Source organism: Shewanella sp. SM95 (assembly GCF_025653595.1).
GTDB lineage: Bacteria > Pseudomonadota > Gammaproteobacteria > Enterobacterales > Shewanellaceae > Shewanella > Shewanella oncorhynchi.
The window spans coordinates 1-20,272 of sequence record NZ_JAKKSE010000034.1; the positions used below are offsets into that span (position 1 = coordinate 1).

The 20,272-nt window shown below is 46.6% G+C and carries 18 protein-coding genes; 10 read left to right on the forward strand and 8 right to left on the reverse strand.

Features of this window, described 5'->3' with window-relative positions:
* From L5M29_RS22175 to L5M29_RS22195, 5 genes are all read left to right on the forward strand, one after another.
* Nucleotides 1-241: integrase core domain-containing protein (locus L5M29_RS22175; RefSeq protein WP_263170122.1), on the forward strand; the 241-nt coding region annotated here is incomplete at its 5' end.
* 93 nt (nucleotides 242-334) lie between these two features.
* Nucleotides 335-493 carry a hypothetical protein gene (locus L5M29_RS22180; RefSeq protein WP_263170123.1) on the forward strand — a complete coding sequence of 53 codons (159 nt, stop codon included), beginning with the start codon at nucleotides 335-337 and terminating at the stop codon, nucleotides 491-493.
* Between the two features lie 100 nt (nucleotides 494-593).
* Complete coding sequence (locus tag L5M29_RS22185) at nucleotides 594-2,159, forward strand: cryptochrome/photolyase family protein (RefSeq protein WP_263170124.1); 1,566 nt, start codon at nucleotides 594-596, stop codon at nucleotides 2,157-2,159.
* Between the two features lie 85 nt (nucleotides 2,160-2,244).
* The gene (locus L5M29_RS22190) at nucleotides 2,245-2,952 is read left to right on the forward strand and encodes an SDR family oxidoreductase (RefSeq protein WP_263147971.1); all 708 of its coding nucleotides are present in this window, start codon (nucleotides 2,245-2,247) and stop codon (nucleotides 2,950-2,952) included.
* Nucleotides 2,953-3,472: 520 nt separating this feature from the next.
* Nucleotides 3,473-5,806: a M4 family metallopeptidase gene (locus L5M29_RS22195; protein WP_263170126.1), complete on the forward strand. Its 2,334-nt coding sequence runs from the start codon at nucleotides 3,473-3,475 to the stop codon at nucleotides 5,804-5,806.
* A gap of 196 nt (nucleotides 5,807-6,002) precedes the next feature.
* Here the strand turns inward: L5M29_RS22195 and L5M29_RS22200 are convergent, their stop codons facing one another.
* Genes L5M29_RS22200 through L5M29_RS22210 form a run of 3 tightly spaced genes read right to left on the reverse strand, consistent with a single transcriptional unit; the run spans nucleotide 6,003 to nucleotide 8,784 of the window.
* Entirely contained in the window at nucleotides 6,003-6,554 is a 552-nt protein-coding gene (locus tag L5M29_RS22200) for a response regulator transcription factor (RefSeq protein WP_105251231.1), read from the reverse strand.
* Nucleotides 6,551-7,861, reverse strand: coding sequence for a sensor histidine kinase (locus L5M29_RS22205; RefSeq protein ID WP_263170128.1), 1,311 nt, complete (start codon nucleotides 7,859-7,861; stop codon nucleotides 6,551-6,553). Before L5M29_RS22205 ends, L5M29_RS22200 begins: the two co-directional genes overlap by 4 nt.
* A gap of 8 nt (nucleotides 7,862-7,869) precedes the next feature.
* Entirely contained in the window at nucleotides 7,870-8,784 is a 915-nt protein-coding gene (locus L5M29_RS22210; RefSeq protein WP_263170129.1) for a dTDP-4-dehydrorhamnose reductase family protein, read from the reverse strand.
* A gap of 178 nt (nucleotides 8,785-8,962) precedes the next feature.
* On the opposite strand from L5M29_RS22210, the gene L5M29_RS22215 reads away from it, so the two are divergent.
* Nucleotides 8,963-10,813 (forward strand): alkaline phosphatase D family protein, encoded by a 1,851-nt coding sequence (locus L5M29_RS22215; protein WP_263170163.1) that lies wholly within the window; start codon nucleotides 8,963-8,965, stop codon nucleotides 10,811-10,813.
* Between the two features lie 4 nt (nucleotides 10,814-10,817).
* On the opposite strand, the gene L5M29_RS22220 is transcribed toward L5M29_RS22215, so the two are convergent.
* The 4 genes from L5M29_RS22220 to L5M29_RS22235 form a co-directional block, all read right to left on the reverse strand.
* The gene (locus L5M29_RS22220) at nucleotides 10,818-11,210 is read right to left on the reverse strand and encodes a hypothetical protein (protein ID WP_105251227.1); all 393 of its coding nucleotides are present in this window, start codon (nucleotides 11,208-11,210) and stop codon (nucleotides 10,818-10,820) included.
* A 147-nt stretch (nucleotides 11,211-11,357) separates the two neighbouring features.
* Nucleotides 11,358-12,275: a pseudouridine synthase gene (locus L5M29_RS22225; RefSeq protein WP_263170135.1), complete on the reverse strand. Its 918-nt coding sequence runs from the start codon at nucleotides 12,273-12,275 to the stop codon at nucleotides 11,358-11,360.
* Nucleotides 12,276-12,328: 53 nt separating this feature from the next.
* Nucleotides 12,329-12,904 (reverse strand): LON peptidase substrate-binding domain-containing protein, encoded by a 576-nt coding sequence (locus L5M29_RS22230; RefSeq protein WP_105251225.1) that lies wholly within the window; start codon nucleotides 12,902-12,904, stop codon nucleotides 12,329-12,331.
* A 197-nt stretch (nucleotides 12,905-13,101) separates the two neighbouring features.
* Entirely contained in the window at nucleotides 13,102-14,157 is a 1,056-nt protein-coding gene (locus tag L5M29_RS22235; protein WP_168825751.1) for an alpha/beta hydrolase, read from the reverse strand.
* 347 nt (nucleotides 14,158-14,504) lie between these two features.
* Here L5M29_RS22235 and L5M29_RS22240 point away from each other — a divergent pair, with 347 nt between their 5' ends.
* The 4 genes from L5M29_RS22240 to L5M29_RS22255 all read left to right on the forward strand — a co-directional run bounded on the left by L5M29_RS22240 (nucleotide 14,505) and on the right by L5M29_RS22255 (nucleotide 19,436).
* Complete coding sequence (locus tag L5M29_RS22240; RefSeq protein WP_263170138.1) at nucleotides 14,505-16,898, forward strand: TonB-dependent receptor plug domain-containing protein; 2,394 nt, start codon at nucleotides 14,505-14,507, stop codon at nucleotides 16,896-16,898.
* A gap of 177 nt (nucleotides 16,899-17,075) precedes the next feature.
* Nucleotides 17,076-17,537, forward strand: coding sequence for a YhcH/YjgK/YiaL family protein (locus L5M29_RS22245; RefSeq protein WP_105251222.1), 462 nt, complete (start codon nucleotides 17,076-17,078; stop codon nucleotides 17,535-17,537).
* Nucleotides 17,538-17,680: 143 nt separating this feature from the next.
* Nucleotides 17,681-18,601 (forward strand): manganese-dependent inorganic pyrophosphatase, encoded by a 921-nt coding sequence (locus L5M29_RS22250; RefSeq protein WP_173496421.1) that lies wholly within the window; start codon nucleotides 17,681-17,683, stop codon nucleotides 18,599-18,601.
* Nucleotides 18,602-18,821: 220 nt separating this feature from the next.
* Nucleotides 18,822-19,436 (forward strand): DedA family protein, encoded by a 615-nt coding sequence (locus tag L5M29_RS22255; protein ID WP_263170141.1) that lies wholly within the window; start codon nucleotides 18,822-18,824, stop codon nucleotides 19,434-19,436.
* 42 nt (nucleotides 19,437-19,478) lie between these two features.
* Here L5M29_RS22255 and L5M29_RS22260 read toward each other — a convergent pair whose 3' ends face one another.
* Nucleotides 19,479-19,922, reverse strand: a complete 444-nt coding sequence (locus L5M29_RS22260) for an energy transducer TonB (RefSeq protein ID WP_113940127.1) — start codon at nucleotides 19,920-19,922, stop codon at nucleotides 19,479-19,481.
* Nucleotides 19,923-20,272 lie beyond the last annotated feature (350 nt).

Genomic DNA, 20,272 nt, shown 5'->3' on the forward strand with positions numbered 1-20,272 from the left:
GAGCCGTCGCGGTAACTGCTGGGATAATGCGCCAATGGAGCGATTTTTCAGGAGTTTAAAAACGGAATGGATCCCGACCCAAGGCTACAAGAGTTTTAGCGAAGCTAAACAAGATGTGACTGATTACATCATTGGTTATTACTGTGAAGTCAGGCCACATCATTACAATGCAGGATTGAGCCCAAATGAATCAGAGCGAAGATTTTGGGAAGATTCTAAAGCTGTGGCCAAATTTAGTTGACCACTACAAAGCCCTGCTTATAAATAAAGAGTTAATGCATGTAACTTCGCTAGGGTGAGTGCTGCGAAACAGCGGTACAAACGAGAGCCAAGGATGACGAACTGGCAGTTAGACATCGACGTTGTTCGGCAAGGACTCTTGATTGAAAATCAAGGGGTGAAGCCCCACGACTTTGACTTTGCTTTAAAAGCGATAAAACCAAGTTTAGATAAACCTCCTTGTCGAAATCACGACAAATACCCTGCTTTGTGATCCTCACTGCAACCCAATTCGTAATGTCCGGCAATATCCCATCGCGAAATGCTTAACCGCGAAATGCTTAACCGCGAAAGTCATTCAACGAGTCCACTTAATGCAATTACAGCAATTCCATACAGTTAGATTAATTTTAGGCGATCAACTCAATGCCCAGCATTCTTGGTTTAACCGTGTTGATGATCAAGTGCTGTATGTGATTGCAGAACTGCACCAAGAAAACACTTATGTGACCCATCATGTGCAAAAGATATGTGCCTTCTTTGCAGCAATGGCGCAATTTGCCAAAGAGCTGCGTGTGCAAGGGCATCAAGTGCTCTATCTCACCCTTGATGACACCTTCAATAACACTCAGGGCTATAGCGATCTACTGGGGCTCATTCAACATCAGGTAACACAGGTTGGCGCGATCAAGTTTGAATACCAAAGGCCTGATGAATACCGCTTACTCAAACAATTGAGCCAACTTAAGCTCAACACTGCCGTGGTGAACTGTGTCGATACAGAGCACTTTATCTTACCCTTTAACGAAATTGATGCGCAGTTCCCCGTCGGCAAACACATTATGATGGAGCACTTTTATCGCCGTATGCGTAAACGCTTCAACATCTTGATGCATGACGGGAAACCACTCAGCGGGCAGTGGAACTTTGATGCCTGCAACCGTCAAAAACTTAAAACTCAAGATATAAAAGTCTTGCCTGAGCCATTAATGTTTAGCTTCGATGTAACTGAAATTCTCGCACGGCTTGAGCGTCACCAAATCCCGACCATGGGTCGTATTGATGCGCCATTGCTGTGGCCGATAAACCGTGCGCAAAGCCTCGAATTATTAACGTATTTTTGTCAGGTTTGCTTGCCTTCCTTTGGCCGTTTTCAAGATGCCATGACAGCGCAACATCCTGCCAAGTGGAGCTTGTACCATAGTCGACTATCATTCAGCCTTAACAGTAAATTAATCAGCCCGTTAGAAGTCATCAATGCGGCCATCGACAGTTATCAAACGAATGCTGAGATTGATATCGCCCAAGTTGAAGGGTTTGTACGACAGATATTAGGTTGGCGAGAATATGTTCGCGGCATTTACTGGGCCAATATGCCGCAGTACGCCAGTACTAACGCGCTCGATGCCCATGGGACGCTGCCCGATTATTTTTGGCATGGCGACACCAAGATGAGCTGCATGCGACAAGCCTTATCCCAATCATTAGATTTTGCCTACGCCCATCATATTCAGCGCTTAATGGTGATCGGCAATTTCTGCTTATTAACCGAAATCGAGCCAAATCAAGTCGATGAGTGGTATTTAGGCGTGTATGTTGACGCCATCGAATGGGTTGAAATGCCCAACACCCGCGGCATGGCATTGTTTGCCGACGGCGGCATTGTCGGTACTAAACCCTACGCCGCCAGCGGCTCTTACATCAATAAAATGAGTGATTACTGCAGCGGCTGTCATTACAAGATAAAAGAGCGCAGCGGCGCACTTGCCTGCCCGTTCAATAGCTTTTATTGGCGCTTTATGGACAAACACCGCGCGCGATTGTCACAAAATCCTAGGATCGGCATGCTATACCAGACTTGGGACAAAATGGACGAGTCCGTAAGGAGTGCCATATTAGCCACAGCGGAACACAACCTCGTTCACCTAAACCGTTTGTAGCGGAGTAATGCTAAGCGTGACTCATTGATATAAAGAGTTTGATATAAAGAATTTGATATAGATATTTGGATAGGGAGAGTTTGCTATGAAAGTACTTATCGTCGGCGGGAGTGGGGGTATTGGCAAAGCCATAGTTAAGCAAATTCAAGAGTCATATCCCGACGCCACTGTGCACGCCACCTACTGGCATCATCTTCCCCAAGACAGGCAGGAGAAAATCCAATGGCATGCCTTAGATGTGACCAATGAAGCTGAGATTAGACAGCTAAGTAAACAACTCACTGAATTAGATTGGATTATTAACTGTGTCGGGATTTTACACAACCAAGATAAAGGGCCAGAAAAAAGCCTACAGTCACTGGATATCGACTTTTTCCAGCACAATTTAACGCTCAATACCCTGCCCAGTGTCATGCTGGCTAAACACTTCTGCCATGCCTTAAAACAAAGTAGCTCGGCAAGATTTGCGGTGATATCGGCGAGAGTCGGCAGCATTACCGATAATAGATTGGGTGGCTGGTACAGCTATCGCGCCTCAAAAGCTGCGCTGAATATGTTTCTCAAAACACTGTCGATTGAGTGGCAACGCACCATGAAACACGGCGTGGTGTTGTCTCTGCATCCGGGCACGACAGACACGCCATTATCTCAGCCATTTCAACAGAGTGTCCCCAAAGGCAAATTGTTTACACCTGAGTATGTCGCAAACTGCTTACTGCCCATCATTGCCAATGCTACACCCGCACAAACAGGGCGTTTTTTTGCCTACGATGGCACAGAGTTACCTTGGTGAAATAAGCTGAAGAGCAAGTCAAGCAGCGGCAACTCCGATGGAGTCTTTCTAAATTAATAAATCAAAGCCGAGGGTTTTAACCCCTTGATAGGATGATGCCCCCAACGCACACCCCATCCTTAATCAAGCCTTTTCAAGAACACTGAAAAATAAACAATTGAAATAAATCATTAAATTATTTTAAAACACTCAAGTGCATCACCCTTCCGCTTGGCTAAATCGCTATTACCCAAAAGTCCTAATTCAGATTTAAAAGCGTCTAAATGAACGTTGAAGATAGTTCTTTTGTACGATTGTTAACGCTTTTACATTTAAATAACATCTAGAGTCATGCGGTTATTCACGCTTTGCACAGAATAAAAATCTGAGAATTCCCGCCTGAGCAACAGCTCATTCTATGCGGCCATGGCAGAGGGATGCCGACGACCCTGTAGAAATCACAATAAAAAACGCTCGCCCGAGCCAGTTAAGCTGTATGGCATTCCAACGTTATTTACAAAACGGAAAAAGGATTTCAAGCATGATGCTAAACAAAAAACTGTCGCTACTCTTCATTGCTGTGTCGGCCACTTTAGGCACATCCGCATTTGCTGCCGATGTTGTCGATGTCGGTACTCTTAGAAGCGCGTCTTCAAGCAATAACTTAGTGTCTCAGTTCAGCTTAGACGCAGGTAGCCAACTCAAAGTAGAGAAAAAACTCAACCTAGGTCAAGGCAAGCAAAAACAACGTTTACAACAATATTTCCATGGCGTACCTGTTTATGGTTTCTCTGTTGCGACGTCACAATCGAGCATGGGCTTTTACAGCGACATGTCTGGCCGCGTATTAAAAAATATTGAAAAGTCGGCTGATTTTGTCAAACCTACTTTAACGGCTAACAAAGCGTTAGATATTGCGATCCGTGGCAAGTCTGACAAAGCCGTTGCAGGCCTAAAAGCTGAAAACAAACAAGCAAAATTATGGCTTTACCTCGATGATGCCGCTAAAACTCGCCTCGTTTATGTGACCTCATTTGTAGTATATGGCGATGAGCCAAGCCGCCCATTCACTATGGTTGACGCGCACTCAGGTGAAGTGATTAAGCGTTGGGAAGGGATTAACCATGCTGCAACCGGCACAGGTCCAGGCGGTAACATTAAGACAGGCCAATACGAATACGGTACTGATTTTTCTAGCTTAGACGTTGAAGTGAGCGGTGACACTTGCACCATGAACTCACCTAACGTGAAAACCGTTAACCTAAACGGTGCCACATCAGGCGCCACTGCCTTCTCTTATACTTGTCCGCGCAATACAGTCAAAGAGATCAACGGTGCTTACTCGCCATTAAACGATGCGCACTACTTCGGCAACGTGATCTACAAGATGTATAGCGAGTGGTACAACACTGCACCGTTAACCTTTCAGTTAACGATGCGAGTTCATTACAGCAACAACTACGAAAACGCTTTCTGGGACGGCAGCGCTATGACCTTCGGTGATGGCGCAACTACCTTCCACCCATTAGTGAGCTTAGATGTCTCGGCACACGAAGTGAGCCACGGTTTCACTGAGCAAAACTCAGGGCTGGTTTACGCAGATCAATCTGGCGGCATGAACGAAGCCTTCTCAGATATGGCGGGTGAAGCCGCTGAATTTTACATGCACGGCACAAACGACTGGTTAGTCGGCGCCGATATCTTTAAAGGCAGTGGTGCACTGCGCTACATGGCAGATCCAACCTTAGACGGTATCTCAATCGGTCATATCGACGATTACTATGATGGCATCGATGTGCACCACAGTTCAGGTGTATTCAATAAAGCTTTCTACACTTTAGCTAACTTACCGGGTTGGGATACACGCAAAGCATTCCAAACATTTGTAGTCGCTAACCAATTATATTGGACGGCGGACAGCTTATTCTGGCAAGGCGCCTGTGGTGTTAAATCGGCCGCAACTGACTTAGGCTTAAGTGCTGACGATGTGGTTACTGCGTTTGCCGCCGTGGGTATCACACCTTGTGAAACGCCACCACCACCGCCACCACCAGAAGCCACTGAGCTCGCCAACGGTGTTGCTGTGACAGGTTTAGCGGGTGCGTCAGGTAGCAAAAAATACTACAAACTCGATGTCGCTAGCGGTGCAACTAACCTGAGCTTCAATATGTCAGGCGGCACAGGTGATGCGGACATGTATGTTAAATTTGGTCAAGCGCCGACCTCTAGCAGCTATGACTGTCGTCCATACAAGTCAGGTAATGCCGAAAGCTGTGCTATTGATCCTGCTCAAACGGGAACTTATTGGGTGATGGTCAGCGGCTATAGCAGCTACACAGGTGTGAGCCTAGTGGGTGCTTATGACGGCGATGACACACCAAACCAAGCTCCAACCGCAGGCTTTACTGCAAGCTTTGCTAACGGTAACGGCAGCTTCACAAGCACCAGTACTGACAGCGATGGTGACCTGACGTCATGGAACTGGGATTTTGGTGATGGTACAAATGCCGCAGGTGCGAGTGTCAATCATCAGTATGCCCAGTCAGGCAGCTACACAGTCACACTGACTGTAACTGACAACGATGGCGCAACAGCAAGCACTTCGGCAGAATTTGCGGTTGAAGTCCCTGAAGTCGCGTTAGAAATGGCAGTTAAAAATGCGAATAAATCTCGTCGCGGTAGCATACGTGTTGCACTCGAATGGGATGGTCACAACGCTGATGAGTATACTATCTTCCGTAACGGTGTTGCGGTGGGTACTTCAAGCAGCTCATCGTTTATTGACCGTTTCACCGACCTAGCTGGCGCAAGCTTCACCTATAAAGTATGTGAAACTAACGGCCCTTGCTCAAACGAAGAAACCGTTAATTTTTAATCGCATAACCTAATCGTGCAATGGCGCTAGCGTAAAATCCTAGCGCTAATTCATCGATTCACTTCTCGTTTTCTTGTTAATGCCACTCGACCCTTTTGAGTGGCATTTTTTATGGTCAAACGGCTCAGCCTCAGCACCTCATCAGGTTTGCCTTAAGCTGTTGCCTGTTGCTCCTTGCCCACACGTGGATGAATCGTTACTTCAAATGTCCACTTTCACCCACTGGTTTCTTCAGCAATTTACGTTGCAACGTCCGGCGATGCATTCCCAATTGGCGAGCAGTGGCGGACACATTGCCTTGGTTAGCATTGAGCACTTGCTGAATATGCTCCCACTCCAAACGCTTAGGATTAAGTGGCGAATCGTCGACTTCATCTTCTTGAAGAGTATGGGAATGCCCATCCATTTCCAGTGCGGCGAGCAAGGTTTGGGTATCCACAGGTTTAGCTAAATAATTATCGGCGCCAAGGCGAATCGCTTCCACCGCAGTGGCGATACTGGCGTAACCTGTGAGTAACACCATAGTCACCTTGGGCAGCAGATGACGCAGCGGCACAATTAACCCTAGGCCATTGGCTTCGGCAAGCTTCATATCTAAAAGAATATGGCTAGGACGAAACTCCCGCGCCACCAGCAGTGCATCACTGGCATCATGGGTTAATCGGCATTCAAAGCCATGGCGTGTTAATCGGCGGCCTAAAATACTCGCAAGGGAAAGGTCATCCTCAACAATCAACAAACGTTTCATGAACTTACCTCGTCACTAACCTTAGTCTTGTGCGATACAGACGGCGCCAGCTCCCTTAAAATAGTGAAACGAATTTGTGCCACAGTGCCACCTTGGGGATGATTAGCCAAAATCAACTCTGCATCCAAACGCTCTAAACTGGCATGACTGAGTAGCAAAGCAACACCTAAACCCTTGGGACTTTCTATGAGTAAGGTGCCCAACTGTGGCAATAAATCGGGCGCGATACCAGTGCCATAATCGCGGATCTGCAAGTAGATCTGCTCTTCGCTTGGCGCTATATCTACACTGATATCCACCTGCGGCGCACCTAGGGTTTCGGCGCTAGCGCGGGCAGCATTTTCAATCAAGGCCATGATGGCTGGCGTTAAACTCATATCAGTCAGAATACTTTGCTCTGCCAGTTGTTCAGGCATACAAGTGATCAACCAATTCAGTTCAGTTTGCGGCATTAACAACAAGGTTTTTTGCTTTAAACTATCCACCAGCTCAATGATCTTTAGTGGGCGCTGGCGGCGATCGCGGATCGACTCTGTCGCTAATCTCAGCTCGGCAAGCGTATGTTCACAGCGACCTAACGCAGTTTCCATCTCGACTATCGTTATCGAGGTATCGCTCATGTCTTCTTTTACTTCATCGAGTAATAACCTCAGACTCGAGAGCGGCGTGGCCAGTTGATGTGCCATCTGCGCCGATACTGTACCTAGGGCTAAGAGTTGTTCCTGACGCAATTGCCCTTCGCGCATATAGGCTAACTGCGCATCTTGGCGGCGCATACGCTTAGTGATTAACGCCACGCTGGTTGTCATCACCAAAGCTGAAATCACAAAGTTGAACCACATGCCTAAATAGTGGGAACTCATGTCCATACCGTGGTGCTGCATGGGGGATTCGGGCACAGTAAAGATCATCAGGCTGTAGGCAAAGGTTGAAATAGCCGTCAGTGCCCAAGGCGCCCAGATCGGCAAAGTCACAGCCGCAAGTGCAATCGGCAACAGTAATAACGAGATAAACGCATTGGTCGCGCCGCCGGAAAAGTGCAACCAAGATATCCAAAATAATGTGTCTAAGCTGAGCGCAATAAAAAGGCCGCGCTCCTTAGCAAATAAGGGTTTACGTAGCGCCAATGTGAGCGAAAGATATAACACCTCCAGCACTAACACATGCACTAACGGCTCCATTTGCAGGCTAAGACCAAAAGTATCGGCGGCAAACGTGGTTAAGCCTATTTGCAGCAGCAAACCTAAGGTTCGCAGTAATGCGACTTGGTCGGCAGCCTGTAGACTGGTCCCTAAGATCTTAGCCATGGCAATTCCTACAGAGTGAGTCCGAGCGTGGCAAGTGCACCACTCGATTGTGTTAATGCTTGGCGCACGCCAGTGGCAAAATTAATTTCAGAACAAATCCCCAGCGCAGCTAAACGCGCACAGCTTAAGGTGCAATCCCTTGGCCGCTTGGTGTTATCTGTCGGCGTCGACTCAGGTGTTAAGTACGCTGTACTGAGTTGTAAAATCTCTCCTAAGGTCAACAACATCTGATACTTAGTCATAGTCTCTGCGGCGCTAAAGTGATAAATCCCCTGCACTATTGGCGCTACAATATGCTGTGCAATCATCTTGTCTATGGCTTGGGCAATATCGGCGGTCGAGGTTGGACTGCGTATCGCCCAACGATCAACACCCTGAGCGCGACGCTCAATCAATTGGTTAACCAGCACTAGCACAGCAGATTCACTCAGCTTTTCTACTTGACCGTAAAGGATTGGCAAGCGTAGCACGGCAAAATCAGCGCTAGTGTCTAGCACGATTTCTTCGCCCTTTAGCTTAGATTCACCATAAAAATTAACCGGATGAGTTGCTGCATCTTCAGCATACTTAGGTTGAGTGCCATCGAACACATAGTCAGTGGAAATATAGATAAGCCAAGCATTATTGGCCTTAGCTGCCATAGCTAAGGCTTGGCTGGCGGTTAAGTTAAGTGCCAATGCCGCCTGCGGATTTTGCTCGGAAACATCGGGGCGACGCTCGGCGGCGCAGTGCACTATCACTTGCGGTTGCTCGCGGGCGATAAATGCCTCGACATCCAAAGGGGCGGTAAGATCGAGTTTATGCACTCGTTCACTTGCGCGGCTAAAACCCGTGGCGATAACCTGATGTCCTGTTAATTCAAGCTGTTTTACGACAGCTCTACCGAGTAGCCCAGTCGCCCCCGTGACCATAATCTTAGCCATATCGCCCCATTCAGTTTCAACGCATATTTATGGCTAACAATTCTAAAAGCTTTTCATATTCAACGCACTTGTTTACTCTTCTAAACCAAACTTACTTAGGGTTAACTCATGCAAGATTAACCCAAATACCCATAGGCAGAATTTGAGTACGACACTTCCTCTGATATTAGCTGGCCCCATGCTGCGCCACTGCGATGCCTCACACTTTACCCTGTGGTTTGTAAGTCGTGAGCCATTAACTGAACTTAAGCTGCGTCTTGGTGAGCAAGAGTACCTATTGCAGGATGCCGATTTACACTATGTGCCACTTGGGCAACATGCCCATCAATATCTAATAATACTGTCGCGCCCAGAGTTGCTCGCGCCCAATATCGTCACACCTTACCAAGTGTCTGCCGCTCAGCATGGTGATATTTTTGCCACGATAAGCCAGCTAAACTACGGCGATGCGTCGACGCCAAGTGTACGTTTTACCCCTGAATTAACCCAAGTATTCCACGGTTCCTGCCGCAATCCGCATCACCACAGTGACGATGCACTGGTCGCCGCCGATACCCATTTAGCCAAGATAATCAACAGGGGTGCGGAGGATGATCGCCCAGCACTTATCATAATGAGTGGTGATCAGGTCTATATTGATGATGTTGCGGGACCTATGTTAAGCGCCATAGGGCAAGTCATCGATTTGCTTGGTCTTAAACATGAGCAATTTGAAGGCGCGAGCATCACCACTAGTGAAGACATTCATTATCAACCCGCATATTTGTATCAACGGCATAAAAACCTGTTGCCTCATACCCAATATCCGGCCAAAACCGCGCTTTGGCGTTGGTATCGCAATCACCCCATTTTTACCTCCTCCATCGCCGTAAATCATTTGGTCAGCCTAAATGAAATCATCGCCCTGTATTTACTCACTTGGTCACCTGAACTGTGGGAATTAGTGAATATCTCGAAGGATGTCGACGGCTTATCACCCGCCAATACCGCCCGCTGGCAAAATGAGTGGCAACACTTGCTCGGCTTTAAAGCTGGGCTGGGGCAAGTCAGGCGCTTTATGGCGCACATTCCCGTTTATATGATGTTTGATGACCACGACGTCACCGATGATTGGAACCTGACGGCTAAATGGGAACAAGCGGCCTACGAACACGCATTTTCGAAACGCATCATTGGTAATGCCTTAATCGGCTACACCTTATTCCAAGGACTTGGCAACGCGCCTGATAAATTTGCCGCCGATATCCGCCCGCTGCTCGATGCGTTTTTTACGCGACAAGAAAGCGAAAGTCAGGATCTGCTCATCGATGAATTACTTAAATTTGAGCAGTGGCATTACACCTTAGAGTCCTCGCCCAAACTGGTCGTGCTCGATACCCGTACCCGCCGCTGGCGCAGTGAATCTAATCTTGCAAAACCTTCCGGCTTGATGGATTGGGAGGCGTTAATGGATTTGCAGCAAGAGTTACTCGGCCAGTCGAAGGTCATTATCGTCTCACCTGCGCCCATGTTTGGGGTCAAGTTGATTGAAGCTGTGCAGCGTACAGCCACTCTGATCGGCGGTTCCCTGTTAGTAGACGCCGAAAACTGGATGGCCCACCCGGGCGCCGCCAATGCACTGCTGAGTATTTTTATGCACCGTAAAACCCCTGAGGAGTTTGTGATCCTCTCCGGCGATGTGCATTACTCCTTTAGTTACGACATCAGTATTCGTTTTAGACGCAGTAGTCCTAACATCTACCAAATCACCTGCAGCGGTATTAAAAATCACTTCCCCGAGAAGCTGTTACCGATTTTCGATAAACTCAATGGCTGGTTTTATGGCCACTTTTCACCACTTAACTTGCTGACAAAACGTAAACGTATGTTACTCCGTGGCAGGCGACCAAATGGTGAGCCGAGTAAACGTCTAGTGAATAAAAGCGGAATAGGTATGTTGGAATTAGCTGATGATGGTGCACCAACAAAAATTGCGGTTTTACATGGCGATATGAGCGAAACCCTGTTCGAACCACCCAAACAGGAATAACAGATTAAACGGGTTTATTATGTTTAACCGTTTCAGGCTGAGTGGCACCAGAGCCAGAATCCATCAAAGGCGTATTTTTGGATAACGCCTCATCGGTTTTGGCAGGTTTTGGCTGAGCCTGATTGAAAATCAGTGCTTCTGGCTGCGACTTATTCGACGGTTTTTCATGCGCCATTTGATCCCAAATGATCTTAGGGCTTTGATCCCGCTCGGCATCGACTTCTGCTGTCGATGTGCCAGACGAACTCGGTTTCTTCGGTTCAATCACCGCACTCGCCTTACGGATCTCGGCGGCAATATCATTCAGATAAGGCTGCTTAGTCCAGTCACCAAAATACATGGCCCCCACTAATACTGCAGCGCAAAGCAAGATAGAGAAGATCGCAGATTTGGTCATAATGGACTTCCTTTAAACAATCGTAATATGGCTCCCTATGGCAGAGACTCAGATACTGCAGATTGTATTCATACCATCACAGGGCCAAGCACACAATTGCACCCGATTATTTCCTTTAAACAGACTGGAAATAATGCTTTCCGCTGACTAAAACTCAAAACCTTGACATTGCATGTCGTGGTGCATCCCGCTCACTGGGTCAATAAAACGTAAACGCTGTGCCATCAATTTTAGGGGTGCCTCAAATTTATCCGGTCCTTTGGGTAATAAGCTTGGATAAAATCGGTCGTTTAACAATGGCATACCTAAGCTTTGCATATGCACCCGCAACTGGTGGGTTTTGCCGGTAATCGGGCTCAGGTGGAACAAACCAAGATCGCCTTTTATGGCCACTAGGCTAATTTCGGAATGGGTATTAGCCTCACCTTCCACGATTTTCATGGTAAAACTCGGGTCGCTCGGCTGCATACGGTTTGTTACCGTCCAGTGCAAGGGCAAAGTTAAGCAGCCAATTTGATATTGTTCAATAATCTCAGGAGTCAACTTGGCAATCGCTTGATAGTCTTTACGAATCGCATCGTCAATAAAGAGTTGATGATAGAGCGCGCGGGTTTCAGGCGCGACCGTCATCAGGATCACTCCAGCGGTTTCACGATCAAGCCTATGAGCGGGCGCGATAGTATCAATGCCAGTACGCAATCTTAGTCTATGCACCAAACATTCGTTCACATAGTTGCCACTTGGCGTCACAGGCAAAAAGTGCGGCTTGTAGGCCAAAATGACATTGTCATCTTGGAATAGGATCTGTTCTTCGAAGGGAATTTTCGCTTCAACCGGCACTTCACGGTAGTAATACACCCGCGCAGCTGGACGATATTCAGTGTCCAAGGCGATCAAACTGCCATCCCGCCAATGCACTTTTCCATCGAGGATCCGCTGACGCCATACATCTTCACCTATACGGGCAAAATGTTGTGCAAGAAAGGCAAACACTGTGGGTTTATCTGTGACATTCACAGGAAGCACTATGTAAGAAGGTTGGGCGGCGCGGGCAGATGCAGTCATATCACAAAAAAAGCGGCTATAGAAAGCCGCTATTCTAGCCTTTTTGTGGTTTTTCAGTCCACATGGGACTTGATGAGTTGCAGCACGAAGTCCAAGGTTTTATGGCAATCAGGCTGATTCACTAACACTAATTTATCTTTGTTATACATAGGCAAAACCTCGAGCCAGCGTTGGCTCACCCAAGCGGCGTCTTCCAAATGCACTTGAGAATAGAGCTCAAACAGATCGGGATTCACTTCATAAAATTGCTCTAATGCGGCGCTTATCAACTCAAATTCACCTTTAATCGGCTCTTCTTGCCAGTTACGGCAAGGTAAAGTACGCGCCATCCACAGCTTATCTTTGGCCTGCGCCGCTGAGAGGATGCTGACGCGTTGACGCCCTTCGAGCACTATGCTGAGTGAATCATCTTCTAGCTGATTAAAATCGATAATGTCACATTGAGTGGCAGTGGGATAACAGGGCGGACTACCACTGGGTCTAATGGTGGCAAAGGCGAGCACATACTTTCCCTTGAATACATCGGCCACCATGCGCAGATGACCTGGGTCAACCACACGAACCTCCACCCGTCCCTGTGGCAGTAACAAGGCATCGCGCATGAGTAACGCCATTTCTCGTGTTTGCATAGCAACCTCCTGCCCCAAATAGAAGGAAACGAACTCAATGCATTCGTATTTCCTATTATTGTAGAGTGTAGCAGGTGAAAGAATTTCCTTCCTGAAGCCGCTGACCGCACAAAGAAATTTCCGACCCTGCTATTTTGAATCAGGGCATTTCAACCACGTCATGTCAAACCCAGTTTTCGAGACCAAATCACTTCAACCTAAAAGTGTTCTAGCCGATCCAGCACATTTCCCCTCGCAACAACCGAGGCAAACTCCTCTGCAAGACGTTCGCTCAAAGCCACAGACGTACGCCAATATTGCATCCGCTGCGCCGTGTCCAGTTGCTTAAAATCTTCACGGTCGGGGATTTTGCCAAAGGGCAATGAAGCGACAAATTCGGCCGATGGCGCCAACACTAGCGCATTGTGATAATTAGCGCGACCTTGGCGCCACTTCAAGGATTTATCGAACCATCCTGGGCTGATGGTCGGATAAAAATGCGGATACAGCGTCAGCCCCTTGGCACGGGATAAAGGCAAATCAAAATGATAGTCGGTAATGCCGCCATCGTAATACTGCCCATCGGCAACGCCTTCAATTTGGGACACTGGGGCAAGCAACAAAGGAATCGACCCCGTTGCTAACATCACAGCATCGACATTAGCCTCAGTTAATTCGACCTGCTGACTGGGTAAATCGTTGAGTTGCAAAAAGGGAGATGCTGCAGCTTGTTGGCTAAAGACCACACGTTCAAAATGCCAGCCTAAACTCCGACGGCTCACTAAGTTGGTCGCCGCCGTCATCGCCAGCCCCGCCGCAAGCGGAAGCTTTGCCGTTAAACGATTTAAATGTTTAGCACGGCACACGACGAAATGACTGTGAATATGAGCGTTATTAACGATTTCCCTGCCACCGTTTGCCCCTAAAATGCCCTGCACTACGCCTTTAACTTGCGCACTGACTTCCTGCGGTGTTGGCATACTGTCGTAACGCTGACCAATATAAAAATCCTCTAAGCGGCCATAGGCGATGAGGGGATCTTGCTGCGCCAAACATGCTAAACGCCAAGCCCCAGAGGAAGCGCCTAATGTATATAAAGGCGTTTGCCTGTCTTTGAAAAATTCAGCAAACAAATACTTATCTAGCCCTGCGATACCAAGCCACTTAGGTCCACCAGAGGCGGCAAGCAACTGAGTAAAATGCTCAGCTTTAAGGCCTTGTTCTACCAAGGTGTTAAATGCAGTTGGTCCTGCAAGAAATCGTAACGCTGACAATTCTATGTACCTTAAAACCAATGCCATTAGAGCAAAATAAAATAGTAAACCACGAAGGTATACGTCAATAAACAATTCATATCATCGAGTTAACTCAGTCGTATTGTGCATGCGGCAACTTGTCTTGTGCCGTATGAAGCCTCAAAAGCACGCAGACCGATAGTGAGGTTTTCATCAATATATTCAACTGCATTTTAAATATTATTTAGAACACTAGGCTCTGAGTTAGCACATTTACGTCTTAATGTAACAATTGTTACAGTGATAACCTTCTCGGCATCAGATTGTTATTTTATCTGCACACCTAAGTTCGAGTATTGGGTCACAAACATCATTGAGAGGTTTTTATGCGTCTAGCCGTTATCGCATTGGCAGTGTCATCCACACTGGTTATTCCAGCAGTCCAAGCCGAAGAGCAGCAAACCGGCTTCGAAAAAATCGAGATCATAGGCTCACGCATAGCACTACGCACGGCAACTGACAGTGTTGCCCCGGTCGATATCATTACTGCCGAACAACTCGAATCAACAGGTATGACCGAAACCGCGAAAGCGCTGCAATTTGCGGCGCCAAGCTATAGCTTCCCATTCTCCTCGGTGACTGACGGCTCAGATGCGGTGCGCCCCGCGAGCTTACGCGGCCTGTCGCCAGACCACACCTTAGTACTCGTAAATGGCAAGCGTCGCCATGGTTCTGCCCTAGTACATTTAAGCGGCACCATGGGAAAAGGCTCCTCTAACGTCGATTTAAATGCGATTCCAATGACAGCGATAAAACGCATTGAAATTCTCCGAGATGGTGCCTCGGCACAATACGGTTCAGATGCGATTGCTGGCGTGATTAACGTGGTACTCAAGGACAGCGATCAAGGGGGTAGCGTCTCGGCGCAAGCCGGACAAACCTACCAAGGTGACGGTGAGCAATGGCGTGTAGGCGTTAACCATGGGATCAGTTTAAGCAATGATGGCTTTGTGAATGTCTCCCTCGAAGCGCATCACAAAGACAGCACAAACCGCGCAGGATTAGATCCACGACAGCAATACCCTAAGTTAGCAGATGGCCCAGCAGATCCGCGCGAAGCGACATTTAACCGTAAGAGCCACCACGTTGGTGATGCCGAATATGATAATGTCGGTTTATTTATCAATGCGGCTCAGCCAATATCTACCGACGGAAAACTGTATGCCTTTGGTGGTATTAGCCAACGTGAAACTAAATCGGGTGCTTTTTACCGTTTAGCTCTCGATGCCCGTAACTTACCCGAAGTGTATCCTGACGGTTTTTTACCGCAAATTAACCCCCAAATTATCGATTCATCTCTTACCCTAGGCTATGAATTCAACCTGAGTGACTGGGATATTGATGCCTCAGTGGGATATGGCAAGAATTCATTTAACTATAATATCGTCAATACCTTAAATGCTTCCTTAGGCCCTGAAACTCCTACCGAGTTCGACGCAGGAACGTTATCGACCCGTGAAGCCAATATCAATTTAGATATTTCCCGTTATTTTGCCTTTATAAACGATTCTGAAATTCTGTTTGCGACCGGTGTTTCATGGCGCCAAAACGGCTATGAAATTGAAGCCGGAGAAGAAGATTCGTATATCAATGGTGGCTATAATGGCAAAGCGGCGGGTAGCCAAGGCTTCACCGGTTTTACCCCTGAGTCTGAGGTTGATGAAACGCGCGATAACACAGGCATTTATGCCGAACTTGAAAACCAATTAACCAACGAGTTTTACTGGGCGGCAGCGCTACGCTACGAAAACTACTCTGACTTTGGCGGCAACACGAGCTGGAAACTCGCGGGTCGTTACGATTTTACCGACAACTTAGCCCTGCGTGGCACTATCAATACAGGCTTTAGAGCGCCGAGCGTACAACAGCTGTACTTCAGCAATATCTCGACGTTATTTAATCCCGATCCAGTGACGGGGCAACTGGTTCCTATTGAATCAGGTACTTTCAACACCTTATCACCAGTAACAAAGGCACTTGGGATTAACGAGCTAGAACCTGAAATATCTCAATCATTTAGTCTCGGTCTTGTTTATACCAATAACGCTGGTCTAGCGGTAACGCTCGACACTTACCAAATAGAGATTGATGACCGCATCATTTTATCTGGCGCTCTAAGACCCGCTGATAGCCCCGCGGTTGCGACCGCACTAGCAGGTACCAATGCTGATTCAGCACGCTTCTTCGTCAATGCCGTCGATAGCCGAACTCGCGGAGTCGATCTTGTTGTTAGCCAAGACTTTGATATTGGCACTTGGGGCGATTTACGGGCGAACTTAGCCTATGCCTATAATAAAACCGAGATCCAAGACATCAATCTGCCGTCTATTTTAGGCGGATTAGAAAAGAAACTCTTTGATGGTATAGAAAGAACCCGCATGACGTCTGCTACGCCGCATAACACGGGTAGCATTGGGCTGACCCATGAACTCGGGGATTTTAAAACCAATATCCGCTTAAACTACTTTGGTGACTACAGTGAAGGTTATTCAACGGGTGATGTGAACTATAGCGATCAGTGGGTGATGGATCTGTCGGTAAGATACGCCGCCACTGATGCGCTAAGCTTTACCGCTGGGGTGCAAAACTTGTTTGATGTGTATCCAGAAAAACGACCAGATAACAATAACTTCAATGGTATCTTCGTATACCCATTAACCAATACCCCCTTTGGCTTTAATGGTGGCTACTACTTCTTAGAAGCCAAATACACTTACTAAACTCGTTTTAGCTAAGTTTAATAATACTTGATGTAGAAACAGGTCATTCAATGGCCTGTTTTTTATGCCGACATGTTTAGACCTGCTTCCAATCGACAAAGCTTATGTCCTAACTGTGGTGATCGGATTATAATCTTTACCATTCGCCCATTTCACTTCCACCATGTCGAGTAGCCGATGATCGTCGATACCTTAAAAAACCGCCATATTTATCAATCCTTAAGCCCTCGGCTTGCGACTGCATTAGAACATCTAGCGACGACCGACTTTAGTCAGCTACCAGTAGGCAATTATCCCCTCGATGGCGACAATATTTTTGTGATAGTGAATGACTATCAAACCAAGCATAAGTCAACAGAACCCTTTGAAGTTCATCAAAAATATATCGATGTGCAATATGTTTTCAGCGGTGAAGAAGAGTTTGGTTACTTGCCACTAGCGGAGCAAACACCCTCGAAACCCTATTTTGAAAAACACGATTACGCCGAGTTTGATTACGAGGCAAACCAAGCCAATGCCTCTTATATCAAACTCAAAGCAGGCATGTTTGCGTTATTTTTCCCCGGTGACATGCATATGCCCGGCACAGGCGATATAGCCACGGCGGTGCGTAAAGTCGTGATAAAAGTGAAGATCTAAACCTTAAGCCATCTTTGTCGAACCTGAGCGTTCGATTTTTAGAGAAATAGCAACTGAAGAGCGCAGTGATATGCGCTTTGGCTATTTCCGATTAAAGCCAAATATTGCTAAAATTGTCACAAATTTATAGGAGAGTCCCTGAAATGCCCATTTACGTTGTCGGTCACAAGATCCCCGATTCAGATTCAATCTGCGGTGCTATCGCGTTAGCCTATTTAAAAAACCAAATCGGTGAAGAAGCCATTGCCGCACGTTTAGGTGAATTGTCACCCGAAACTGCTTTTATTTTGGAACGTTTCGGCTTCGAAGCACCGGAATACAAAACCAGCTACGCTGGCGAGCAAGTGTATATCGTTGACCATTCAGAACTGACTCAAGCACCGGATGATATCGCCCAAGCGACTATCGTCGGGATTGTCGATCACCACAAGCTAGGCGATCTGACCACAGATACCCCGTTAGAATGCTGGATCCGCCCAGTAGGTTGCAGCAACACAGTGATCAAGATGATGTTCGACTTTTACCAAGTCGCTATCCCTAAAAATATCGCTGGCATCATGATGTGCGCCATTTTGAGCGATACCGTGATTTTCAAATCACCCACTTGCACCACTGCCGACATTCGCTGCGTTGAAGCCTTAGCAGAAATCGCCGGCGTTGAAGATTTCAAAGAACTGGGCATGGAAATGTTCAAAGTGAAATCAGCCGTGCAAGGCACACCTGCACGTGACTTAGTAATGCGCGACTTTAAAGACTTCAACATGAACGGTAACTTGGTCGGTATCGGCCAGTTAGAAGTGATCGACCTGTCAGTATTTGACGATATCAAGGCCGAGCTAGAAGCCGATATCAAAGCGCTCAAAGTGGAAGGTAACCGCCACAGCGTTTTATTGCTGCTGACTGACATCATGAAAGAAGGTTCAGAGTTGTTGATTGTGTCTGACGATGCGCAGCTGACCCAACGTGCCTACGGTAAAGATACCGTCGATGGCAAAGTGTGGTTAGACGGCGTATTAAGCCGTAAGAAACAAGTAGTACCACAGCTACAAGCTGCATTCGCATAGACATTATATCGTCGCCGAATCGCAACAGTAATAGCGTATTAAGGCCGGACTCAGTTCGGCCTTTTATATTTTTAAGGCAAAATTGATATCACCTGTGCCTTAGCCTTGCTAATCACTGCAAACGAAAACGGGCATGAAACTTTGCTCATAAATCTATCCAACCAGAGAAGTTGGCGAGTATGATGGCCCAATCATCCCATTGATTTGATCACTTTCATCCATGCCAGAAGCGCTACAACATATCATCACAGAACTCACGCCTTGGCTGCAGCAATATGGGTATGTGCTGCTATTTGTCGCGATTGCTGTCGAGGGTTTTGGCATTCCGGCGCCAGGACAATCCTTATTAATTGTCGCCAGTTTATTAGCCGCTACAGGGCAAATGTCACTGCCATTGGTATTAATCGTCGCTGCTTGCGCTGCACTCTGCGGTAACAGTTTAGGATATTTTATCGGCTGGCGCTTTGGTGATGTGTTGCTTAAGAAGGGCTGGATAAAACCGCAATTGGAAGACAAAATCCATGGCGTTATTGGTCAATATGGCATTGCCGCTTTAGTGTTGAGTCGTTTTGTTGAGGGATTAAAACAATTTATGTTTATCGGCTGCGGTCTCGCTAAAATGCCATTAAAACAATTTGTGATTGGCAATGCTCTCGCCACCAGCATTTGGGTGACGCTCTTTGGATTAGGCCCAGTGTTAATCCGCGATGAAATCGCTCCCATGCTGGCGTTTTACCACCAGCATAAGTACCCCACATGGGCCATGGTCAGTCTGATACTCGCCGTGCTAATCACTTTTACTTGGCGCAGGTGGCAAACCAAAAATCCGCAGTAAGCGATTAAGCCTTGCTTACTACTTAAAATAGTTAAGTTACCGTTAGCCACATACTAATTGCGTTTGTTGCTTACAGGCATTTTGAGATTGTTCCGTCGACTCATTGCCTATACAAAAATCTAACCTTATGGTTCTTCTTTCAGAAGTCATTACGTTCGTAGCGGCAGTGGGGACCCAGTTCCATTTTTTTAATATCTGACTTGAGTATTTACCCAGCGATTTTTGAGGAACAGATTTAACGACTTCGATATTTTCGGCCTTACCCGACTCTGAAATATCAAAAGACATGACAGCACAACCAGCAATGCCCGAACGAGCGAGTTCCATTGGATATTGCGGGGCACTTTTATTTTCACGTTCCCAAATAAAACCACTCGTTGGTTTTATATCTGTAACTTGCACATCCCCATACACATTATGACTTTTTGCAAAACAATAGTTTGATACCGCAAAAATAACCAAGGCGGATAAAATTGAACACTTCATATACACTCCATTGTTTAATGAATTAAAATAATGTCTTATCACTAATTATTTTTTGATTAATAACCACTACCCCTGACAGTACTTAAGTGGTAAATAACGTTAATATAGCTAATACTTATTCACCAATAACCAATGACTCTAAATAAATAGTAAGTCAAAGTTTATTTCAGTTTACAAGTTAACCTACCGAACTTAGCACTCCATCGCAAGACTTGACGATGAATGTCGAAATATTTTTTTAATTTTAATGAGTAAAATAAATTTACTTATGAACCATTTATTAAAAATAAAAAGCGCTTTCACGTTGTTTGGAACACACATTGAAAGCACTTTCAAAACAAGGTTAAGCT

Excerpts from the sequence above, each read along its gene's own strand:
- L5M29_RS22180 (WP_263170123.1), top strand. The coding sequence starts at position 335 with ATGACGAACTGGCAGTTAGACATCGACGTTGTTCGGCAAGGACTCTTG.
- L5M29_RS22260 (WP_113940127.1), bottom strand. The coding sequence starts at position 19,922 with ATGAAGTGTTCAATTTTATCCGCCTTGGTTATTTTTGCGGTATCAAAC.
- L5M29_RS22255 (WP_263170141.1), top strand. The coding sequence starts at position 18,822 with ATGCCAGAAGCGCTACAACATATCATCACAGAACTCACGCCTTGGCTG.
- L5M29_RS22220 (WP_105251227.1), bottom strand. The coding sequence starts at position 11,210 with ATGACCAAATCTGCGATCTTCTCTATCTTGCTTTGCGCTGCAGTATTA.
- L5M29_RS22240 (WP_263170138.1), top strand. The coding sequence starts at position 14,505 with ATGCGTCTAGCCGTTATCGCATTGGCAGTGTCATCCACACTGGTTATT.
- L5M29_RS22195 (WP_263170126.1), top strand. The coding sequence starts at position 3,473 with ATGATGCTAAACAAAAAACTGTCGCTACTCTTCATTGCTGTGTCGGCC.
- L5M29_RS22230 (WP_105251225.1), bottom strand. The coding sequence starts at position 12,904 with ATGCAAACACGAGAAATGGCGTTACTCATGCGCGATGCCTTGTTACTG.
- L5M29_RS22225 (WP_263170135.1), bottom strand. The coding sequence starts at position 12,275 with ATGACTGCATCTGCCCGCGCCGCCCAACCTTCTTACATAGTGCTTCCT.
- L5M29_RS22215 (WP_263170163.1), top strand. The coding sequence starts at position 8,963 with ATGCTGCGCCACTGCGATGCCTCACACTTTACCCTGTGGTTTGTAAGT.
- L5M29_RS22245 (WP_105251222.1), top strand. The coding sequence starts at position 17,076 with ATGATCGTCGATACCTTAAAAAACCGCCATATTTATCAATCCTTAAGC.
- L5M29_RS22190 (WP_263147971.1), top strand. The coding sequence starts at position 2,245 with ATGAAAGTACTTATCGTCGGCGGGAGTGGGGGTATTGGCAAAGCCATA.
- L5M29_RS22250 (WP_173496421.1), top strand. The coding sequence starts at position 17,681 with ATGCCCATTTACGTTGTCGGTCACAAGATCCCCGATTCAGATTCAATC.
- L5M29_RS22200 (WP_105251231.1), bottom strand. The coding sequence starts at position 6,554 with ATGAAACGTTTGTTGATTGTTGAGGATGACCTTTCCCTTGCGAGTATT.
- L5M29_RS22185 (WP_263170124.1), top strand. The coding sequence starts at position 594 with ATGCAATTACAGCAATTCCATACAGTTAGATTAATTTTAGGCGATCAA.
- L5M29_RS22205 (WP_263170128.1), bottom strand. The coding sequence starts at position 7,861 with ATGGCTAAGATCTTAGGGACCAGTCTACAGGCTGCCGACCAAGTCGCA.
- L5M29_RS22210 (WP_263170129.1), bottom strand. The coding sequence starts at position 8,784 with ATGGCTAAGATTATGGTCACGGGGGCGACTGGGCTACTCGGTAGAGCT.